Here is a 14,952-nt window from a genome sequence, read left to right as displayed (position 1 = left end):
CGTTGTTGGTGGCGGTGGAGTCAACCTATCGCGGGCGGGCCGAGCGTCAGCGATAGCCTCGGGTGCGATGACTGATCCCGTGCCCACCCTGCACTTCAACGATCCGACCGTCCTGGTCACCCTCACGGGGCCCGACCAGAGCGGCGTGACGACGCGCCTGTTCAGCGACCTCGAGCCGTTCGGCGTCGAGGTCATCGACGTGGAGCAGCTGGTCGTGCGCGGCCGGCTCATCCTGAGCGCGCTGCTCACCGTCCCCGAGGATCGTCTCCGTCTCGAGCAGACCGTCCACGACGTCGGAGCCGCGTTCGGCCTCGAGGTCGCGGTCGCGTACGGCACGGGTGACAACCGCGCCCGGCGCGTCGGACGGGCGCAGGTCGTGATCCTGGGCGCTCCCCTGCGTCCTGCGGCGATGGCGGCACTGGCGCAGCGCATCAAGGACGACGGTGGCAACATCGACCGCATCGTCCGCATGGCCCGCTACCCCGTCACCGCGATCCGCATGGAAGTGTCGGGCGCCGATCCCGACCAGCTCCAGGCCGATCTCGCCGCTGTCGCGTTCGAGCAGGGCGTCGACGTCGCGGTGCAGGAGAACGGCATCCTGCGGCACGCGCAGCGACTCGTGGTGATGGACGTCGACTCGACCCTCATCCAGGGCGAGGTCATCGAGATGATCGCCGCCCACGCGGGCTGCGAGGACGAGGTCGCGGCCGTCACCGAGGCGGCGATGCGTGGCGAGCTGGACTTCTCCGAGTCGCTCGTGTCCCGCGTCGCGCTGCTGGAGGGCGTCGACGAGTCGGCACTGGACGAGGTCTACGCATCGCTGACGTACGCCCCCGGCGCTCGCACCATGATCCGTACGCTCAAGCGCCTCGGCTACCGCTTTGCGCTCGTCAGCGGCGGGTTCACCCGCATCATCGAGAAGATCGCCGCCGAGCTCGACATCGACTACTACGCCGCCAACGAGCTCGAGGTCGTCGACGGCAAGCTCACCGGAAGGATTCTCGGCGACATCGTCGACCGCGCGGGCAAGGCCGAGGCGCTGAGGCGCTTCGCCGACCAGGCCCGCATCTCGGTCAAGAACACCGTGGCGATCGGTGACGGGGCCAACGACCTCGACATGCTGGCCGCGTCGGGCCTCGGGATCGCGTTCAACGCCAAGCCGCTCGTGCGCGACCAGGCGAGGACGTCGGTCAACGTGCCCTACCTCGACGCGATCGTCTACCTCCTCGGCATCACCCGTGAAGAGGTCGAGGCGGCCGACGCGGCCGACTAGCAGCCGAGGGCTATTCGTCGTCCTCGAGGCGGAAGCCGAGCTTCATCGTGACCTGGTAGTGCGACACCGAGGTGTCGGTGACCTGTCCACGGATGTCGGTGACCTCGAACCAGTCGAGGTGGCGCAGGGTCTTGCCGGCCCGCTTGATGCCGTTGTCGACGGCCTCGGTGATGCCGTCGGGTGAGGTGCCGACGATCTCGGTGACGCGATAGGTGCGATCAGTCATGCCCTGAGCGTACGACCTCGGTCTTCGCCCGGCAGACGTGCCTGCGCGACGTAGAGTGGAGGTGTGCCCCCAGAGCCCCGGAAGCAGCAGGTCTTCTCGATCACGTCTGCGGCAGAGTCGCAGAGCGCTGACCGTGGTCGACGCGAGCGTCGCTACGCGATCTCGATGGGCATCCGGACGCTCTGCTTCGTCGGTGGCGTCATCGTGCTGACCACCGTGCCGTCTCCGTGGTCCGCCATCGGCTGGGTGCTGTTCGTGGGTGCGGTGTTCCTGCCCTACACGTCCGTCGTGCTGGCCAACGCCGGCGTGCGCAAGAAGGGCGACGGCCCGTCGCCGTTTGGCCCGGAGTCCAGAGGGCAGATCGAGTCCGCGACCAAGCCCCCGCTCGACCGTGAGTGACGTCCTGACCTGCTCGGCCAAGGGCTGCACCCACGAGGCGACGCACCAGCTGCTGTGGAACAACCCCAAGATCCACACGCCTGACCGGCGCAAGACCTGGCTCGCGTGCGACGAGCACGAGGAGTCGCTGCGGTCGTTCCTGTCGGCGCGCGGTTTCTGGAAGGAGACCGCGCCGGTCTGACGGCGTCAGCCGCCGATGGACGACATCGGGCGCGAGGACTGCAGGAAGCTCGGGTCGTCGATGCCGTGGCCCGGCAGCTTGGTCGTCATCGCGGCGACCCACCGGTGCGCGATGTCCTCGTCGGAGGCGCCCGATCGCAGCGCGGTCCGCAGGTCGGACTCGTCGCGAGCGAAGAGGCAGTTGAGGATCTGGCCGTCGGCGGTCAGGCGTACGCGGTTGCAGTCGCCGCAGAACGGCCGGGTGACCGACCCGATGATGCCGACGGTGTGCGGGCCGTCGTCGACCAGGAACTTCTCTGCCGGCGCCGACCCGCGACCGTCGAGACCTGTCAGCCGGAAGCTCTGGCCGAGCAGCTCGAGCGTCTCGTCGGCCGTGACCATGGCCTCGCGGTTCCACCCGTGCTGGGCATCGAGCGGCATCTGCTCGATGAAGCGCAGCTCGTAGCCGTGGTCCATGCACCAGCGCAGCAGGTCTGGCGCCTCGGCGTCGTTGATGCCTCGCAGCAGGACGGCGTTGACCTTGACGGGCGCCAGGCCTGCCTCGTGTGCCGCGGCCAGGCCGTCGATGACGTCGTGGAGGCGGTTGCGGCGGGTGATCTGCTCGAACGTCGCCGGATCGGTCGTGTCGAGGCTGATGTTGACCCGGTCGAGACCGGCGGCGGCAAGGGCCTTGGCGGTGTGCTTGAGCCCGAGACCATTCGACGTCATTGCGGTGCGGGGCCCCGACGGCAGGGCCTTGGTGGCCGCGACGAGCTCGGGCAGGCTGCGCCGCAGCAGCGGCTCTCCCCCGGTGAACCGGACGTCACGAACCCCGAGCATCTCGACGCCAATCCCGATCAACCGCATCAGCTCGGCATCGGTGAGCGTCTCCTCGCTCGGCATCCAGTCGAGTCCCTCGGCCGGCATGCAGTACTGGCAGCGCAGGTTGCATCGATCGGTCAACGACACCCGGAGGTCGGTCGCGACCCGTCCGTGCGTGTCGATGAGCTGCATGGACACCATCCTAGGTGCGCGCGACCAACCCGGCCGACCCAGAGTTGGCCTACACAACTACCGTCGTCCTGTGTACCGCTTCCTGCTCAGCGTGCGGTGGATCGGATTCGCGGTCTTCGTCCTCGTGCTCGCCGCCGTCTGCACCCGCCTCGGGTTCTGGCAGTTCCATCGGCTCGAGCACCGGCTCGACCAGAACACGATCGTCAGGGCGCACCTCGAGCAGGATCCCGTCGAGCTGAGCCAGGCGCTCCGGCCCGGTGACTCCGTCGACGACGACAGCGAGTTCACCCAGGTCCAGGCGACCGGCACGTACGACGTCGAGCACGAGGTCACGGTCAAGTTCACGACTCGTGACGGGGCGCCGGGCGTCGACGTGGTCACCCCGTTCGTGCTCTCGTCCGGCGAGGCCGTCCTGGTCGACCGCGGGTGGCAGGAGTCACGGAACACCGTCGCCCGGCCGGACGTGCCCGCCCCTCCGGCAGGCGAGGTCACGATCACCGGCTGGCTGCGCAAGGACAGCGGCGCTCAGGGCGAGGCGGTCCGGCCGATCGACGGGCAGATCCGGGCGATCTCGAGCAAGGGCTTCGCGAGGTCCGTGCCGTACGACCTGCTGGAGGGCTATCTCAACCTCCGCTCCGAGGATCCGGCACCGGCCGAGAAGCTCGCCGCCGAGCCGAGGCCCGATCTCGGCCAGGGTCCACACTTCTTCTACGCCCTGCAGTGGTGGTTCTTCGCCCTGCTGGCCGTCGTCGGCTACTTCTGGTTCGCCCGGTCCGAGGCCAAGGAGCGCCGCAACCCGAATCGCGTCGACAACTTTGCGAAGGCCGAGTGAGCTCTCGCCGAGTCAGGCCAGCGTGACGAGGTCGGCGTAGTCCTCGGACCAGTGGTCCTCGTCGCCGTCGGGCAGCAGCAGCACACGGTCGGGCTCGAGGGCCAGGACCGCGCCCTCGTCGTGCGAGACGAGCACGATGGCCCCCTCGTACGTATGGATGGCGCGCAGCACCTCTTCGCGTGATGCCGGGTCCAGGTTGTTCGTCGGCTCGTCGAGCAGCAGGACGTTGGCGCTCGAGACGATCAGGCTCGCGAGGGCCAGACGGGTCTTCTCACCGCCGGACAGCACACCGGCGGGCTTGGACGTGTCGTCACCGCTGAACAGGAACGAGCCCAGCACGCTGCGCGCCTCGGTGTCGGTGAGCTGGGGGGCCTGAGCCTGCATGTTCTCCAGCACCGTGCGCGAGGTGTCGAGCGTCTCGTGCTCCTGGGCGAAGTAGCCGATCTTGAGGCCGTGCCCGGGCTGGATCTCGCCGGTGTCGGGTTCCAGCGTGCCGGCGAGCATGCGCAGCAGGGTGGTCTTGCCGGCACCGTTGAGGCCCAGCACGACGACACGGCTGCCCTTGTCGATCGCCAGGTCGACGTCGGTGAAGATCTCGAGGGACCCGTACGACTTGGAGAGCCCCTCGGCCATCAGGGGGGTCTTGCCGCAGGGCGCCGGCTTGGGGAACTTGATGTTGGCGACCTTGTCGACGACACGCTCGCCCTCGAGCCCGGCGACGAGCTGCTCCGCGCGACGGAGCATCTGCTGTGCCGTCGCGGCCTTGGACGCCTTGGCCCGGAACTTGTTGGCCTGGGTCGTGAGCTGGTCGGCCTTCTTGACCGCGATCGCCCGCTCCCGCTTGCGCCGGTGCTCGTCGGCCTCGCGCTGCTTGACGTACTGCTTCCAGCCCATGTTGTAGATGTCGATCGTCGCGCGGTTGGCGTCGAGGTAGAGCACCTTGTTGACGGTCTCCTCGATCAGCTCCACGTCGTGGCTGATGATGACCAGTCCGCCGCTGAACGCCTTGAGGAACCCGCGCAGCCAGACCACCGAGTCGGCGTCGAGGTGGTTGGTCGGCTCGTCCAGCAGCAGCGTGTCGGCGTCGGAGAACAGGATGCGGGCCAGCTCGATGCGGCGACGCTGGCCACCGGACAGGGTGGACAGCGGCTGCTCGAGCACGCGGTCCGGGAGGCCGAGGGCCTTGGCGATCGTCGCGGCCTCGGACTCTGCCGCGTACCCGCCGCCGGCGCCGAAGATCGTGTCCGCTCGGGTGTAGGCCTTCATGGCCTGCTCCGCGATCGCCGGGTCGGGTGAGCCCATGTCGATCTCGGCCTTGCGCATCGCCGTCAGTGCCTCGTCGAGGCCGCGTGCGCCCAGGATGCGGTCGCGGGCGGTCGTGGCGAGGTCGCCGGACTTGGGGTCCTGAGGGAGGTAGCCGATCTTGCCGGTGGACGTGATCGACCCCTCGGCGGGCTGCCCGTCGCCGGAAAGCATGCGGGTGAGGGTCGTCTTGCCGGCGCCGTTGCGGCCGACGAGGCCGATCTTGTCGCCCTTGTCGATCCGGAACGAGACGTCGGACATCAGGACGCGCGCGCCGAAGCGCAGCTCCACATTGGAGACGGTGAGCATGGGGTGACTTTCAGTTCAGGGTGTGCGAATGAGCGGCGTCGGTACGCCGGTCGTCATTCCCGCTGATGAAAGGTCACCGGCCCAGTCTACGGGTTCAGTCGCGACTGAAGACACTTCTCACGTGTGCCCCTGGACACGGTCGTCAGAGGAACAGGTCGTGTCCCGCGCACGACTCCGGGAGATCGGGTCGGAACGCCTCGAGGTCGATCTCCTTGGTCAGCCCACCGACCGAGGCGACCACGTCCGCCCGCTCGAGGGTGCCGTACACAGCCGCCGCGCTCGCAAGGACTGTGAGCAAGACGAGTGCCGCGACCCTGACCGGGCGGGCGCGCCACCGACCCACCAGCAGAGCTGCAACAGCACCGATGGCTGCTCCGATCGCCGTGTTCGCGGTCGGGAAGACGAAGAGGAACGCCGTCGCTCCCCCGAGGAGGGTCAAGCCGCTGGAGACCAGGGCCGTTCGCCAACCGAACGCCAATCCTTGGAGCAGGCCGGACACCGCCCCGAGACCCATGGGCAGCGCCCAGTCACTCGTCGTAGGAGTGTCGTCGAAGAACCCCAGTGAGCCGTACGGCGACTCCACGACAGCGAAGACGATCGCTGCGTTCGCCAGCAGGCACAGCGGGATCCAGAAGAAGGTGCGATGGTCCCCGCGCAACGGTCTGCTGTCCGTCATCCGGCGACGATCTCACGCCGGCCGGCGCAGCGCCGGTGTTCAGCCGATGTTGAAGCCGAGGGCGCGCAGCATCTCGCGGCCGTCGTCGGTGATCTTGTCGGGGCCCCACGGCGGCATCCAGACCCATTCGATCCGGAAGTCGTTGACGATGCCGTCGAGGGCAGCGCGGGTCTGGTCCTCGATGACGTCGGTCAGCGGGCAGGCCGCCGACGTCAGGGTCATCGAGAGCACCGTGTTGCTGTGCTCGTCGACGTCCGCTCCGTAGACGAGGCCGAGGTCGACGACGTTGATGCCGAGCTCGGGGTCGACGACGTCCTTCATGGCCTCGAGGACGTCTTCCTTGGTGGTGCCGCCCTGCGGGGTCAGGTCGACGTCGGGCAGGTCGCTGTGGTCAGTGGTCATGTCGTCTCTCCCGTGGGGGTTGAGTCTGAAGATGTGGTGACGAGCGCTTGCGAGACGGCGTCCTTCCAGGCCATCCAGCCCAGCAGCGCGCACTTGATGCGGCCGGGGAACTGGGCGACGCCGGCGAAGGCGATGCCGTCCTCGAGGATCTCCTCGTCCGGTTCGATCTTGCCCTTGCCGTGCATGAGGGTGTTGAACTCGTCGAGCACGGCCATGCCGTCATCGACACTCTTGCCGACGATGAGGTCGTTGAGCACCGAGGTCGACGCCTGGCTGATCGAGCAACCCTGTGCGGCGTAGGAGACGTCGGAGACGGTACTGCCGTCGAGGTGCACCCGCAGGGTGATCTCGTCACCGCAGCTGGGGTTCACGTGGTGCACCTCGGCCTCGTACGGCTCGCGCAGTCCTGCGCCGTGGGGTCGCTTGTAGTGGTCCAGGATGATCTCCTGGTAGAGCGAGTCCACGTTCATCGCGTCAGTCATGGGTCAGCCTCCGAAGTACTTCTTCGTGTGGTGCAACGCCTCGACGAGCGAATCGATTTCATCGGTCGTCGTGTAGAGATAGAACGACGCACGCGTCGTCGACTGCACCCCGAAGCGCTGGTGGGCCGGCTTGGCGCAGTGGTGCCCCGGACGGACGGCGACGCCGCGCGAGTCGAGCAGCTGCGAGACGTCGTGCGGGTGGATGTCGCCGAGCGTGAAGCTGATCGCTCCCCCACGGTCGACGGCTTCCTTGGGTCCGACGACCGTGAGGCCGTCGATCTGCTGCATGGCCTCGAGTGCGTACGCCGTGATGGCCTGCTCGTGCGCCGCGACGTTGGCCATGCCGATCGCCGAGAGGTAGTCGACCGCTGCGCCGAGCCCGACGGACTGGGCGATCGGCGGCGTGCCGGCCTCGAACCGTGCGGGCGGCGGAGCGTACGTCGAGGTCGCCATCGTGACGGTCTCGATCATCTCGCCACCACCCAGGAACGGCGGGAGCTCGGCCAGGAGGTCGTAACGCCCCCACAGCACGCCGATGCCGGTCGGGCCGACCATCTTGTGCCCGGTGAAGGCGACGAAGTCGGCGCCGAGCGCGGCCACGTCGACCGGCAGCTGCGGCACGGCCTGCGACGCGTCGACGACCACGAGCGCGCCGACCGCGTGCGCCTTGGCGATGATCAGCTCGAGGGGGTTGATCGTGCCGAGCATGTTGGACACCCAGGTGACCGACACGACGGCAGTGCGCTCCGTGATGAGCTGGTCGATGTCGTCGAGGTCGAGGCGGCCCTCGTCCGTGACACCGAACCAGCGCAGCCCGGCGCCGGAGCGCTGGCTCAGCTGCTGCCACGGCACGATGTTGGAGTGGTGCTCCATCTCGGTGATCACGATCTCGTGGTCCGGCCCGACACGACCGGCGTCACCCAGCACCCGCGCCACGAGGTTGAGCGCCTCGGACGCGTTCTTGGTGAACACGACCTCGTCACGGTTGGGTGCCCCGATGAACGCAGCGACCTTGTCGCGGCCCAGCTCGAACGCGGCGCTGGCCTCGGCGCCGATCTGGTGCATGGCCCGTGCCACGTTGGCGTTGTGCAGCCGGTAGTGCTCGTCGATCGCGTCGATGACCTGCACCGGCTTCTGCGAGCTGTTGGCACTGTCGAGGTAGACCAGCGGGAAGTCGCCGGCCAGGCGACGCCCCAGGATCGGGAAGTCCTCCCTGATCCTGGCGACGTCGTACGTCTGGGTCCCCTCGACAACGGTCATGCCTGAGCCGCGGCCTTGACGTACTTGTCGTAGCCCTCGGCCTCGAGCTGGTCGGCCAGCTCGCGGCCACCGCTCTCGGCAAGGCGACCGGCGACGAACACGTGCACGTGGTCGGGCTTGATGTACTGCAGGATGCGCGTGTAGTGGGTGATGAGCAGGACGCCGCGGTCGCCCTGGCCGCTGTAGCGGTTGACGCCGTCGGAGACGACCCGCAGGGCGTCGATGTCGAGGCCCGAGTCGGTCTCGTCGAGCACCGCGAACTTCGGGTTGAGCAGCTCGAGCTGGGCGATCTCGTGACGCTTCTTCTCGCCGCCGGAGAAGCCCTCGTTGACGCTGCGCTGGGCGAACTCCTTGTCGAGCGTCACGCGCTCGAGCGCCTGGTTGACGTCCTTGACCCACGTGCGGAGCTTGGGTGCCTCGCCGTCGATGGCTGTCTTGGCGGTGCGCAGGAAGTTGGCGACGGACACACCGGGAACCTCGACGGGGTACTGCATCGCGAGGAACAGCCCGGCGCGGGCCCGCTCGTCGACGCTCATCGAGAGGATGTCGACGCCGTCGAGCGTCGCGGTGCCGCTCGTGACGTCGTACTTGGGGTGGCCGGCGATCGAGTAGGCCAGCGTCGACTTGCCGGAGCCGTTGGGGCCCATGATGGCGTGGACCTCGCCGGAGTTGACCGTGAGGTCGACGCCTTTGAGGATCTCCTTGTCGCCTTCCTCGGTCTTGACCGAGACGTGAAGGTCCTTGATCTCAAGGGTTGACATGTTGTTCAGCTCCTGTTGCCCGAGAGGTCGACCATGACGGTGTCGCCCTCGATCTGGGTGGGGTAGGTGGGTACGGCTTCGGTGGCGGGAAGGTTGACCGGCTTGCCGGTGCGGACGTCGAAGCGCGAGCCGTGCAGCCAGCACTCGATCTCGCAGCCCTCGACGTCGCCCTCGGACAGCGGGATCGACGCGTGCGAGCACTCGTCGCGCAGCGCGTAGACGTCGTCGCCGTCGCGCACCAGGGCGACCTCCTCACCGTCGACCTCGACGGTCAGCACGCCACCCTTGGGCACGTCCGCCAGCGCGGCGGCCGCCACGAAGGTCATGAGATGCGTCCTACGTGCTCGGCCAGCTCCTCCTCGATGGAGGCGACCAGGCGCTCCTGCAGGGACGGCACGCCGATGCGACGGATGATGTCGTTGAAGAAGCCGTGCACGACGAGTCGTCGGGCTTCCTCCTCCTCGATGCCGCGGCTCTGCAGGTAGAACAGGTGCTCGTCGTCGAAGCGGCCGGTCGTGGACGCGTGGCCCGCACCCTCGATGTCACCGGTCTCGATCTCGAGGTTGGGCACCGAGTCGGCCGTGGCGCCGTCGGTCAGCACGAGGTTGTCGTTGCTCTCGTACGTCAGGATGCCCTGGGCCTCCTTGCGGATCAGGACGTTGCCGATCCAGACCGTGTGGGCATCCTTGCCCTGCAGCGCGCCCTTGTACTCGACGTTGCTCTTGGTGCGAGGCGCCGTGTGGTCGGCGAACAACCGGTGCTCGATGTGCTGACCGGCGTCGGCGAAGTAGACGCCCAGCATCTCGACACTGCCGCCGGTGCCGAGGTAGTCCGCCGACGTGCTGGCCCGCACGACGTCGCCGCCGAGCGAGACCGCGACGTGCCGGAACTCCGCATCGCGGCCGACGCGAGCGTGCTGGGTGACGACGTGGACGCTGTCGTCGTTCCAGTCCTGGATCGTCACGAACGTCAGCTGCGCGCCGTCCTCGAGGACGACCTCGATGTTCTCGGCCCAGGTCGCGGAGCCGTCGTAGTCGACGACGACGACGGCCTTGGAGAACTGGCCGGCGCGGACGAGCAGGTGGCCGGCCGAGGCCTTGTCGAGGCTCTCACCGTGCAGGTGGATCGTGGTCGGCTCGTCGATCACCGCGTTGGCGGGGATCGTCACCTCGAACACCGACTGTGCGGCGGCCCAGGCGCGCGCCGACACGCGGTCGACTGGCACGTAGCCCGAGGCCCCACGGGCCGAGTCAGCCGCAGGCACCGAGACGGCGGTGACGCCCTCAGCCGCGTCGACCTCGACCTTGAAGTCGTCGCCGTCGAGCGGGGTGTCCTGGTGCAGGCCGCGGAGCCGCTTGAGCGGCGTGAAGCGCCAGATCTCCTCGAGGCCCGTCGGTACGGGGTGGTCCTCGAGGTCGAACGAGCCCTCAGGGTGCAGGTGCGACTCGACAGGCGAGAGCTCCAGGGCGTTCGACAGGTCCTGGATGCCTGTCTTGGACGTTTCAGGTGCGATGCTCAACCGACTGCCCCCTCCATCTGGAGCTCGATCAGGCGGTTGAGCTCGAGGGCGTACTCCATCGGCAGCTCGCGGGCGATGGGCTCGACGAAGCCGCGGACGATCATCGCCATGGCCTCGTCCTCCTCCATGCCACGCGACATGAAGTAGAAGAGCTGGTCGTCGCTGAGCTTGGACACCGTGGCCTCGTGGCCGAGCGTCACGTCGTCCTCGCGGACGTCGACGTACGGGTAGGTGTCGGACCGGCTGATCTGGTCGACCAGCAGCGCGTCGCACTTGACCGTGCTGGCCGAGCCCTCGGCGCCTTCGAGCACCTGCAGGAGGCCGCGGTAGGACGTACGGCCGCCGCCACGGGCCACCGACTTGCTCAGGATGGAGCTCGACGTGTTGGGCGCGGCGTGGACCATCTTGGCGCCGGCGTCCTGGTGCTGGCCCTCGCCGGCGAACGCGATCGACAGCGTCTCGCCACGAGCGTGCTCACCCATGAGGTAGACGGCCGGGTACTTCATCGTGACCTTGGAGCCGATGTTGCCGTCGACCCACTCCATCGTGGCGCCCTCTTCGCAGACGGCGCGCTTGGTGACGAGGTTGTAGACGTTGTTGGACCAGTTCTGGATCGTCGTGTAGCGGACGCGGGCGCCCTTCTTGACGACGATCTCGACGACGGCCGAGTGCAGTGAGTCGCTGGAGTAGATCGGCGCGGTGCAGCCCTCGACGTAGTGGACGTAGGAGCCCTCGTCGGCGATGATCAGCGTGCGCTCGAACTGGCCCATGTTCTCGGTGTTGATGCGGAAGTAGGCCTGCAGCGGGATGTCGACGTGGACACCCTTGGGCACGTAGATGAACGAGCCGCCCGACCACACGGCCGAGTTGAGCGCCGAGAACTTGTTGTCGCCGACCGGGATGATCGTCGCGAAGTACTCCTTGAACAGCTCGGGGTGCTCCTTGAGGGCCGTGTCGGTGTCGAGGAAGAGCACGCCCTGCTCCTCCAGGTCCTCACGGATCGAGTGGTAGACGACCTCGGACTCGTACTGCGCCGCGACGCCGGAGACCAGTCGCTGCTTCTCGGCCTCGGGGATGCCGAGACGGTCATACGTGTTCTTGATGTCCTCGGGCAGGTCGTCCCACGTGGCGGCCTGCTTCTCGGTGGACCGCACGAAGTACTTGATGTTGTCGAAGTCGATGCCGCTGAGGTCGGAGCCCCAGGTGGGCATGGGCTTGCGACCGAAGAGCTTGAGACCCTTCAGGCGGAGGTCGAGCATCCACTCGGGCTCGTTCTTGAGCGTCGAGATGTTGCGGACGACGTCCTCGCTCAGGCCACGCTGCGACGTCGCACCGTGGTCGGTCTTGTCGGACCAGCCGAACTCGTAGCGGCCGACATCCTTGAGTCCTGGGTTGGCCTCTTCGATGGCATTGGGTGCGTTGGTCTCTGACGTGGTCGTCATGAGGGCAACCTCTCTGCTTCTGTGGTCTTGGGCATGTGGGTCGTGCAGACACCGTCGCCATGGGCGATCGTGGCGAGTCGCTGCACGTGGGTGCCGAGGAGCCGCGCGAACATCTCGGTCTCGGCCTCGCACATCTGGGGGAACTCCTCGGCCACGTGGGCGACCGGGCAGTGGTGCTGGCACATCTGCGTGCCGGCGGGGGTGGAGCCGACGGACGCGGCGTAGCCGTCCGCGCTCAGCGCCTCGGCGAGCACCCGGGGGCGCTCGTCAGGGTCGGCCATGGCCAGGAGCGGCCGGTAGCGGTCCTCGATGTCCGTCAGCCGGTGGCGGGCGAATGCCATGACAGCGTCGTCCCCTCCGGTCTCGGCGAGGTAGCGCAGGGCGCCGGCGGCGAGCACGTCGTACGCGTGACCGAAGTGGTCGCGTCCCGCGTCGGTGATGACGAAGACCTTGGCCGGTCGTCCGCGTCCGCGCTGCCCGGTGATCCGCTGGTCGCGGGTCTCGAGCACGCCTTCGGCCAGGAGCTGGTCGAGGTGGCGGCGCACGGCGGCCGGGGTCAGGTGCAGCTGGACCGCGAGGTCTGCTGCGGTCGACGGGCCGTTCTGCAAGATCGTGGTGGCCACCCGCTCCCGGGTCGGAGCGTCGTCGACCACCGACGCGTCATCCGAACCGGTGTATTTCACAAGACAAGTGTGCCTTTATTCACCAAGCCGGTTCAACGAAGGTCAACCTAACCCGCGGAGTCGACCCGCACCGCCTTCTCCTCGGCCGTCTCGTCACCGTGCCCGGGCCACCAGGCAGCGTGCCCGATGAGCGCCGTGATGGCAGGCGTCAGGAACATCGCCATCACGAACGCCGCCACGAAGATGCCGAACGAGAGCGCGAATCCCATCGACGTGATGAGCGAGTTGCCGCCCAGCATCAGGGCCGCGAAGGTGCCGGCGAGGATGACGCCGGCAGCGGCGATCGTCGGGCCGGCGTGGCGTACCGCCTCGGCGGCCGCGTCACGGGGACTGCGTCCCTCGCGCGCCTCCTCGCGGAGCCGCGCGATCATGAGGATGTTGTAGTCCGTGCCCAGCGCCACCACGAACAGGTAGATGTAGATCGGCAGCATGAAGATCAGGCCGTCGAGGCCCTGGATGTGCTGGAACACGATGACCGTGGCGCCGAGCGTCGCGCCGAAGCCCAGACCGACCGAGGCCATGAGGAACCACGGCGCGACGAGGCTGCGCAGCAGCAGGGCCAGGATGATCATGATGACCGCGGCGGCGACCGGGAACACGACCGAGTAGTCGCGATTCATCGCCTTGTGCATGTCGACGAACACCGAGGTCGAGCCGCCGACGAACGCCTCCGTGCCGTCCGGTGCGGCCTCGTGCGCGGCGTCGCGGACGGGCCCCTTGACGTCGGCGATCGCCGCGTCGGAGGTCGGGTCGTGGTCGAGCAGCGCGTTGAAGACCGCCGTGCGGCCGTCGTCGGACAACACGCCGGGCGCCACCTGCGCGATCCCCTCGGCCTTGCCGAGCTCGGTGGCGAAGGTGTGGACTGCGGCTTGGTCGAGCTGACCATCCGCGTGCAGCAGGACGGTGGTCGGGTCGGTCACGCCGGCGGGGAGGCCCTTCTCGAGGGTCTTGATCGCCTTGGTGGACTCGACGTCCTTGGGCAGGCTCGAGTTGAAGTCGAACGATGGGTTGAACCCGATCGTGAACGACGCCAGCACGGCGAGCAGCAGGCCCGAGGCGCCGGCGAACCGTACGGGGTGCTTGCCGAGCGACCGGCCGATCGACGCGAACCGCGTGCCCGTCGGCTCGTTGCGCCACTGCTTGGACGGCCAGAAGAGCGCCCGCCCGAGCAGGGTCAGGAGCGCGGGCACCAGGGTCAGCGCAGCCAAGAGGGTCACCGCGACGGCGATCGCCAGGGCGGGGCCGATCGAGCGGAAGATGCTGAGGCTCGACAGGACGAGCGCCATGAACGACACGATGACCGCGCCACCTGCCGAGGCGATGGCCTCGCCGGCCCGCTCGAGGGCGGTGCCGATCGCGACCTTGGTGTCCTCACCCGTACGCAGGCGCTCGCGGTAGCGGTAGAGCAGGAACAGGATGTAGTCCGTGCCGATGCCGTAGAGCACCACGATGAGGATGACCTGGATCGAGCTGTCGGCCTTGAGGTCGAAGATGTCGTTGGCCCAGGCGATCAGGCCCGTGGCGATGAACGACACGAGGGTCACCACGACGATGGGCAGCAGGCAGATGATGACGCTGTGGAAGATCAGTGCCAGCAGCACGACGATCAGCACGATCGTGGCGAGTCCGACGATCTGCATGGTCTTGGCTGACGACTCCTCGGAGTCGACGCTCTGCGGCGCCGCGCCGGTCATGCGCAGCTGGAGGTCGGTGTCCTCGACCAGCGGCTTGGCGTCCTTGCGCAGCTCCTTGGCGGCGTCCAAGGACGGGGTGTCGAATCCCGTCGCACCGTCCGCGAGGGGGATCACCGCGATCTGCACGAGCTTGTTCTCGGACGGCGGCTGGACCACACCGGGCTCGAAGGCCTTCTCGAGGTCGCCGTTGAGCTCCTCGACGACGGACTCGACCTTGGCGCTGTCGTCGCCGGTGAGCTTGCCACCGTCCTTGCGGTCGAAGACGAGGATCGCCCCCGGCGCGCCCTGGCTCGGGAAGGCGTCCTCCTGCAGCGTGGCGGCCTTGATCGACTCGTAGTGCTTGGGCAGGAACTCCGCCTCGTCGGTGGTCGCCGTCAACGTGGGCGCTGTGGCGATGACGAGGCCCGCCAGGACGATCCAGGTGCCGAGCACGTACCAAGGACGACGGGTCACGAAGCGGCCGAGTGCTGAGAACATGTCTCAGAAAGTATCGGTCCAGCCGACCGCCGGGAATGCGGG

The 14,952-nt window shown here is 68.1% G+C and carries 17 protein-coding genes; 4 read left to right on the top strand and 13 right to left on the bottom strand.

Annotated features, from left to right (window positions below):
* Positions 1 to 67 precede the first annotated feature (67 nt).
* Positions 68 to 1,273 (top strand): phosphoserine phosphatase SerB, encoded by a 1,206-nt coding sequence (serB, locus tag AB0N22_RS04115; protein WP_364636439.1) that lies wholly within the window; start codon positions 68 to 70, stop codon positions 1,271 to 1,273.
* A 10-nt stretch (positions 1,274 to 1,283) separates the two neighbouring features.
* Here serB and AB0N22_RS04110 read toward each other — a convergent pair whose 3' ends face one another.
* A complete protein-coding gene (locus AB0N22_RS04110; protein WP_364636437.1) occupies positions 1,284 to 1,499 on the bottom strand; it encodes a dodecin in 216 nt (71 codons plus the stop codon).
* A 63-nt stretch (positions 1,500 to 1,562) separates the two neighbouring features.
* Between AB0N22_RS04110 and AB0N22_RS04105 the strand changes: the two genes are divergently transcribed.
* Complete coding sequence (locus AB0N22_RS04105; RefSeq protein WP_364636435.1) at positions 1,563 to 1,898, top strand: DUF3099 domain-containing protein; 336 nt, start codon at positions 1,563 to 1,565, stop codon at positions 1,896 to 1,898.
* A complete protein-coding gene (locus tag AB0N22_RS04100) occupies positions 1,891 to 2,079 on the top strand; it encodes an acetone carboxylase (protein ID WP_364636433.1) in 189 nt (62 codons plus the stop codon). Before AB0N22_RS04105 ends, AB0N22_RS04100 begins: the two co-directional genes overlap by 8 nt.
* Positions 2,080 to 2,084: 5 nt before the next feature.
* Here the strand turns inward: AB0N22_RS04100 and moaA are convergent, their stop codons facing one another.
* Positions 2,085 to 3,071, bottom strand: coding sequence for a GTP 3',8-cyclase MoaA (gene moaA / locus AB0N22_RS04095; protein ID WP_364636431.1), 987 nt, complete (start codon positions 3,069 to 3,071; stop codon positions 2,085 to 2,087).
* Positions 3,072 to 3,141: 70 nt separating this feature from the next.
* Between moaA and AB0N22_RS04090 the strand changes: the two genes are divergently transcribed.
* On the top strand, positions 3,142 to 3,903 hold the full coding sequence (locus AB0N22_RS04090; protein ID WP_364636429.1) for an SURF1 family protein: 762 nt from the start codon (positions 3,142 to 3,144) through the stop codon (positions 3,901 to 3,903).
* Positions 3,904 to 3,915: 12 nt separating this feature from the next.
* On the opposite strand, the gene AB0N22_RS04085 is transcribed toward AB0N22_RS04090, so the two are convergent.
* From AB0N22_RS04085 to AB0N22_RS04035, 11 genes are all read right to left on the bottom strand, one after another.
* Positions 3,916 to 5,514 (bottom strand): ABC-F family ATP-binding cassette domain-containing protein, encoded by a 1,599-nt coding sequence (locus AB0N22_RS04085; RefSeq protein ID WP_364636427.1) that lies wholly within the window; start codon positions 5,512 to 5,514, stop codon positions 3,916 to 3,918.
* A 142-nt stretch (positions 5,515 to 5,656) separates the two neighbouring features.
* Positions 5,657 to 6,190 carry a hypothetical protein gene (locus tag AB0N22_RS04080; protein WP_364636425.1) on the bottom strand — a complete coding sequence of 178 codons (534 nt, stop codon included), beginning with the start codon at positions 6,188 to 6,190 and terminating at the stop codon, positions 5,657 to 5,659.
* A 39-nt stretch (positions 6,191 to 6,229) separates the two neighbouring features.
* Entirely contained in the window at positions 6,230 to 6,592 is a 363-nt protein-coding gene (locus tag AB0N22_RS04075; protein WP_364636423.1) for a metal-sulfur cluster assembly factor, read from the bottom strand.
* On the bottom strand, positions 6,589 to 7,062 hold the full coding sequence (gene sufU / locus AB0N22_RS04070) for a Fe-S cluster assembly sulfur transfer protein SufU (protein ID WP_364639208.1): 474 nt from the start codon (positions 7,060 to 7,062) through the stop codon (positions 6,589 to 6,591). Before sufU ends, AB0N22_RS04075 begins: the two co-directional genes overlap by 4 nt.
* 15 nt (positions 7,063 to 7,077) lie before the next feature.
* Entirely contained in the window at positions 7,078 to 8,334 is a 1,257-nt protein-coding gene (locus AB0N22_RS04065) for a cysteine desulfurase (RefSeq protein WP_364636421.1), read from the bottom strand.
* Positions 8,331 to 9,095, bottom strand: coding sequence for a Fe-S cluster assembly ATPase SufC (gene sufC / locus AB0N22_RS04060; protein WP_364636419.1), 765 nt, complete (start codon positions 9,093 to 9,095; stop codon positions 8,331 to 8,333). Before sufC ends, AB0N22_RS04065 begins: the two co-directional genes overlap by 4 nt.
* 5 nt (positions 9,096 to 9,100) lie before the next feature.
* Positions 9,101 to 9,421 carry a non-heme iron oxygenase ferredoxin subunit gene (locus AB0N22_RS04055; RefSeq protein ID WP_364636417.1) on the bottom strand — a complete coding sequence of 107 codons (321 nt, stop codon included), beginning with the start codon at positions 9,419 to 9,421 and terminating at the stop codon, positions 9,101 to 9,103.
* Positions 9,418 to 10,614 carry a Fe-S cluster assembly protein SufD gene (gene sufD, locus AB0N22_RS04050; protein WP_364636415.1) on the bottom strand — a complete coding sequence of 399 codons (1,197 nt, stop codon included), beginning with the start codon at positions 10,612 to 10,614 and terminating at the stop codon, positions 9,418 to 9,420. The genes AB0N22_RS04055 and sufD overlap by 4 nt, the downstream gene beginning before the upstream one ends.
* Complete coding sequence (sufB, locus tag AB0N22_RS04045) at positions 10,611 to 12,056, bottom strand: Fe-S cluster assembly protein SufB (protein ID WP_364636413.1); 1,446 nt, start codon at positions 12,054 to 12,056, stop codon at positions 10,611 to 10,613. Before sufB ends, sufD begins: the two co-directional genes overlap by 4 nt.
* The gene (locus AB0N22_RS04040; protein WP_364636411.1) at positions 12,053 to 12,739 is read right to left on the bottom strand and encodes a metalloregulator ArsR/SmtB family transcription factor; all 687 of its coding nucleotides are present in this window, start codon (positions 12,737 to 12,739) and stop codon (positions 12,053 to 12,055) included. Before AB0N22_RS04040 ends, sufB begins: the two co-directional genes overlap by 4 nt.
* Positions 12,740 to 12,786: 47 nt before the next feature.
* A complete protein-coding gene (locus AB0N22_RS04035) occupies positions 12,787 to 14,910 on the bottom strand; it encodes an MMPL family transporter (protein WP_364636409.1) in 2,124 nt (707 codons plus the stop codon).
* Positions 14,911 to 14,952 lie beyond the last annotated feature (42 nt).

The sequence above is a fragment of the Aeromicrobium sp. NPDC092404 genome (assembly GCF_040684095.1).
Taxonomy (GTDB): domain Bacteria; phylum Actinomycetota; class Actinomycetes; order Propionibacteriales; family Nocardioidaceae; genus Aeromicrobium.
This window is presented reverse-complemented; position numbering and strand designations above follow the sequence as displayed.

What these genes read in the sequence shown, in the direction of transcription:
- serB (WP_364636439.1), top strand. Translation starts at nt 68, where the DNA reads ATGACTGATCCCGTGCCCACCCTGCACTTCAACGATCCGACCGTCCTG.
- AB0N22_RS04110 (WP_364636437.1), bottom strand. Translation starts at nt 1,499, where the DNA reads ATGACTGATCGCACCTATCGCGTCACCGAGATCGTCGGCACCTCACCC.
- moaA (WP_364636431.1), bottom strand. Translation starts at nt 3,071, where the DNA reads ATGCAGCTCATCGACACGCACGGACGGGTCGCGACCGACCTCCGGGTG.
- AB0N22_RS04085 (WP_364636427.1), bottom strand. Translation starts at nt 5,514, where the DNA reads ATGCTCACCGTCTCCAATGTGGAGCTGCGCTTCGGCGCGCGCGTCCTG.
- AB0N22_RS04080 (WP_364636425.1), bottom strand. Translation starts at nt 6,190, where the DNA reads ATGACGGACAGCAGACCGTTGCGCGGGGACCATCGCACCTTCTTCTGG.
- AB0N22_RS04075 (WP_364636423.1), bottom strand. Translation starts at nt 6,592, where the DNA reads ATGACCACTGACCACAGCGACCTGCCCGACGTCGACCTGACCCCGCAG.
- sufU (WP_364639208.1), bottom strand. Translation starts at nt 7,062, where the DNA reads ATGAACGTGGACTCGCTCTACCAGGAGATCATCCTGGACCACTACAAG.
- AB0N22_RS04065 (WP_364636421.1), bottom strand. Translation starts at nt 8,334, where the DNA reads ATGACCGTTGTCGAGGGGACCCAGACGTACGACGTCGCCAGGATCAGG.
- sufC (WP_364636419.1), bottom strand. Translation starts at nt 9,095, where the DNA reads ATGTCAACCCTTGAGATCAAGGACCTTCACGTCTCGGTCAAGACCGAG.
- AB0N22_RS04055 (WP_364636417.1), bottom strand. Translation starts at nt 9,421, where the DNA reads ATGACCTTCGTGGCGGCCGCCGCGCTGGCGGACGTGCCCAAGGGTGGC.
- sufB (WP_364636413.1), bottom strand. Translation starts at nt 12,056, where the DNA reads ATGACGACCACGTCAGAGACCAACGCACCCAATGCCATCGAAGAGGCC.
- AB0N22_RS04035 (WP_364636409.1), bottom strand. Translation starts at nt 14,910, where the DNA reads ATGTTCTCAGCACTCGGCCGCTTCGTGACCCGTCGTCCTTGGTACGTG.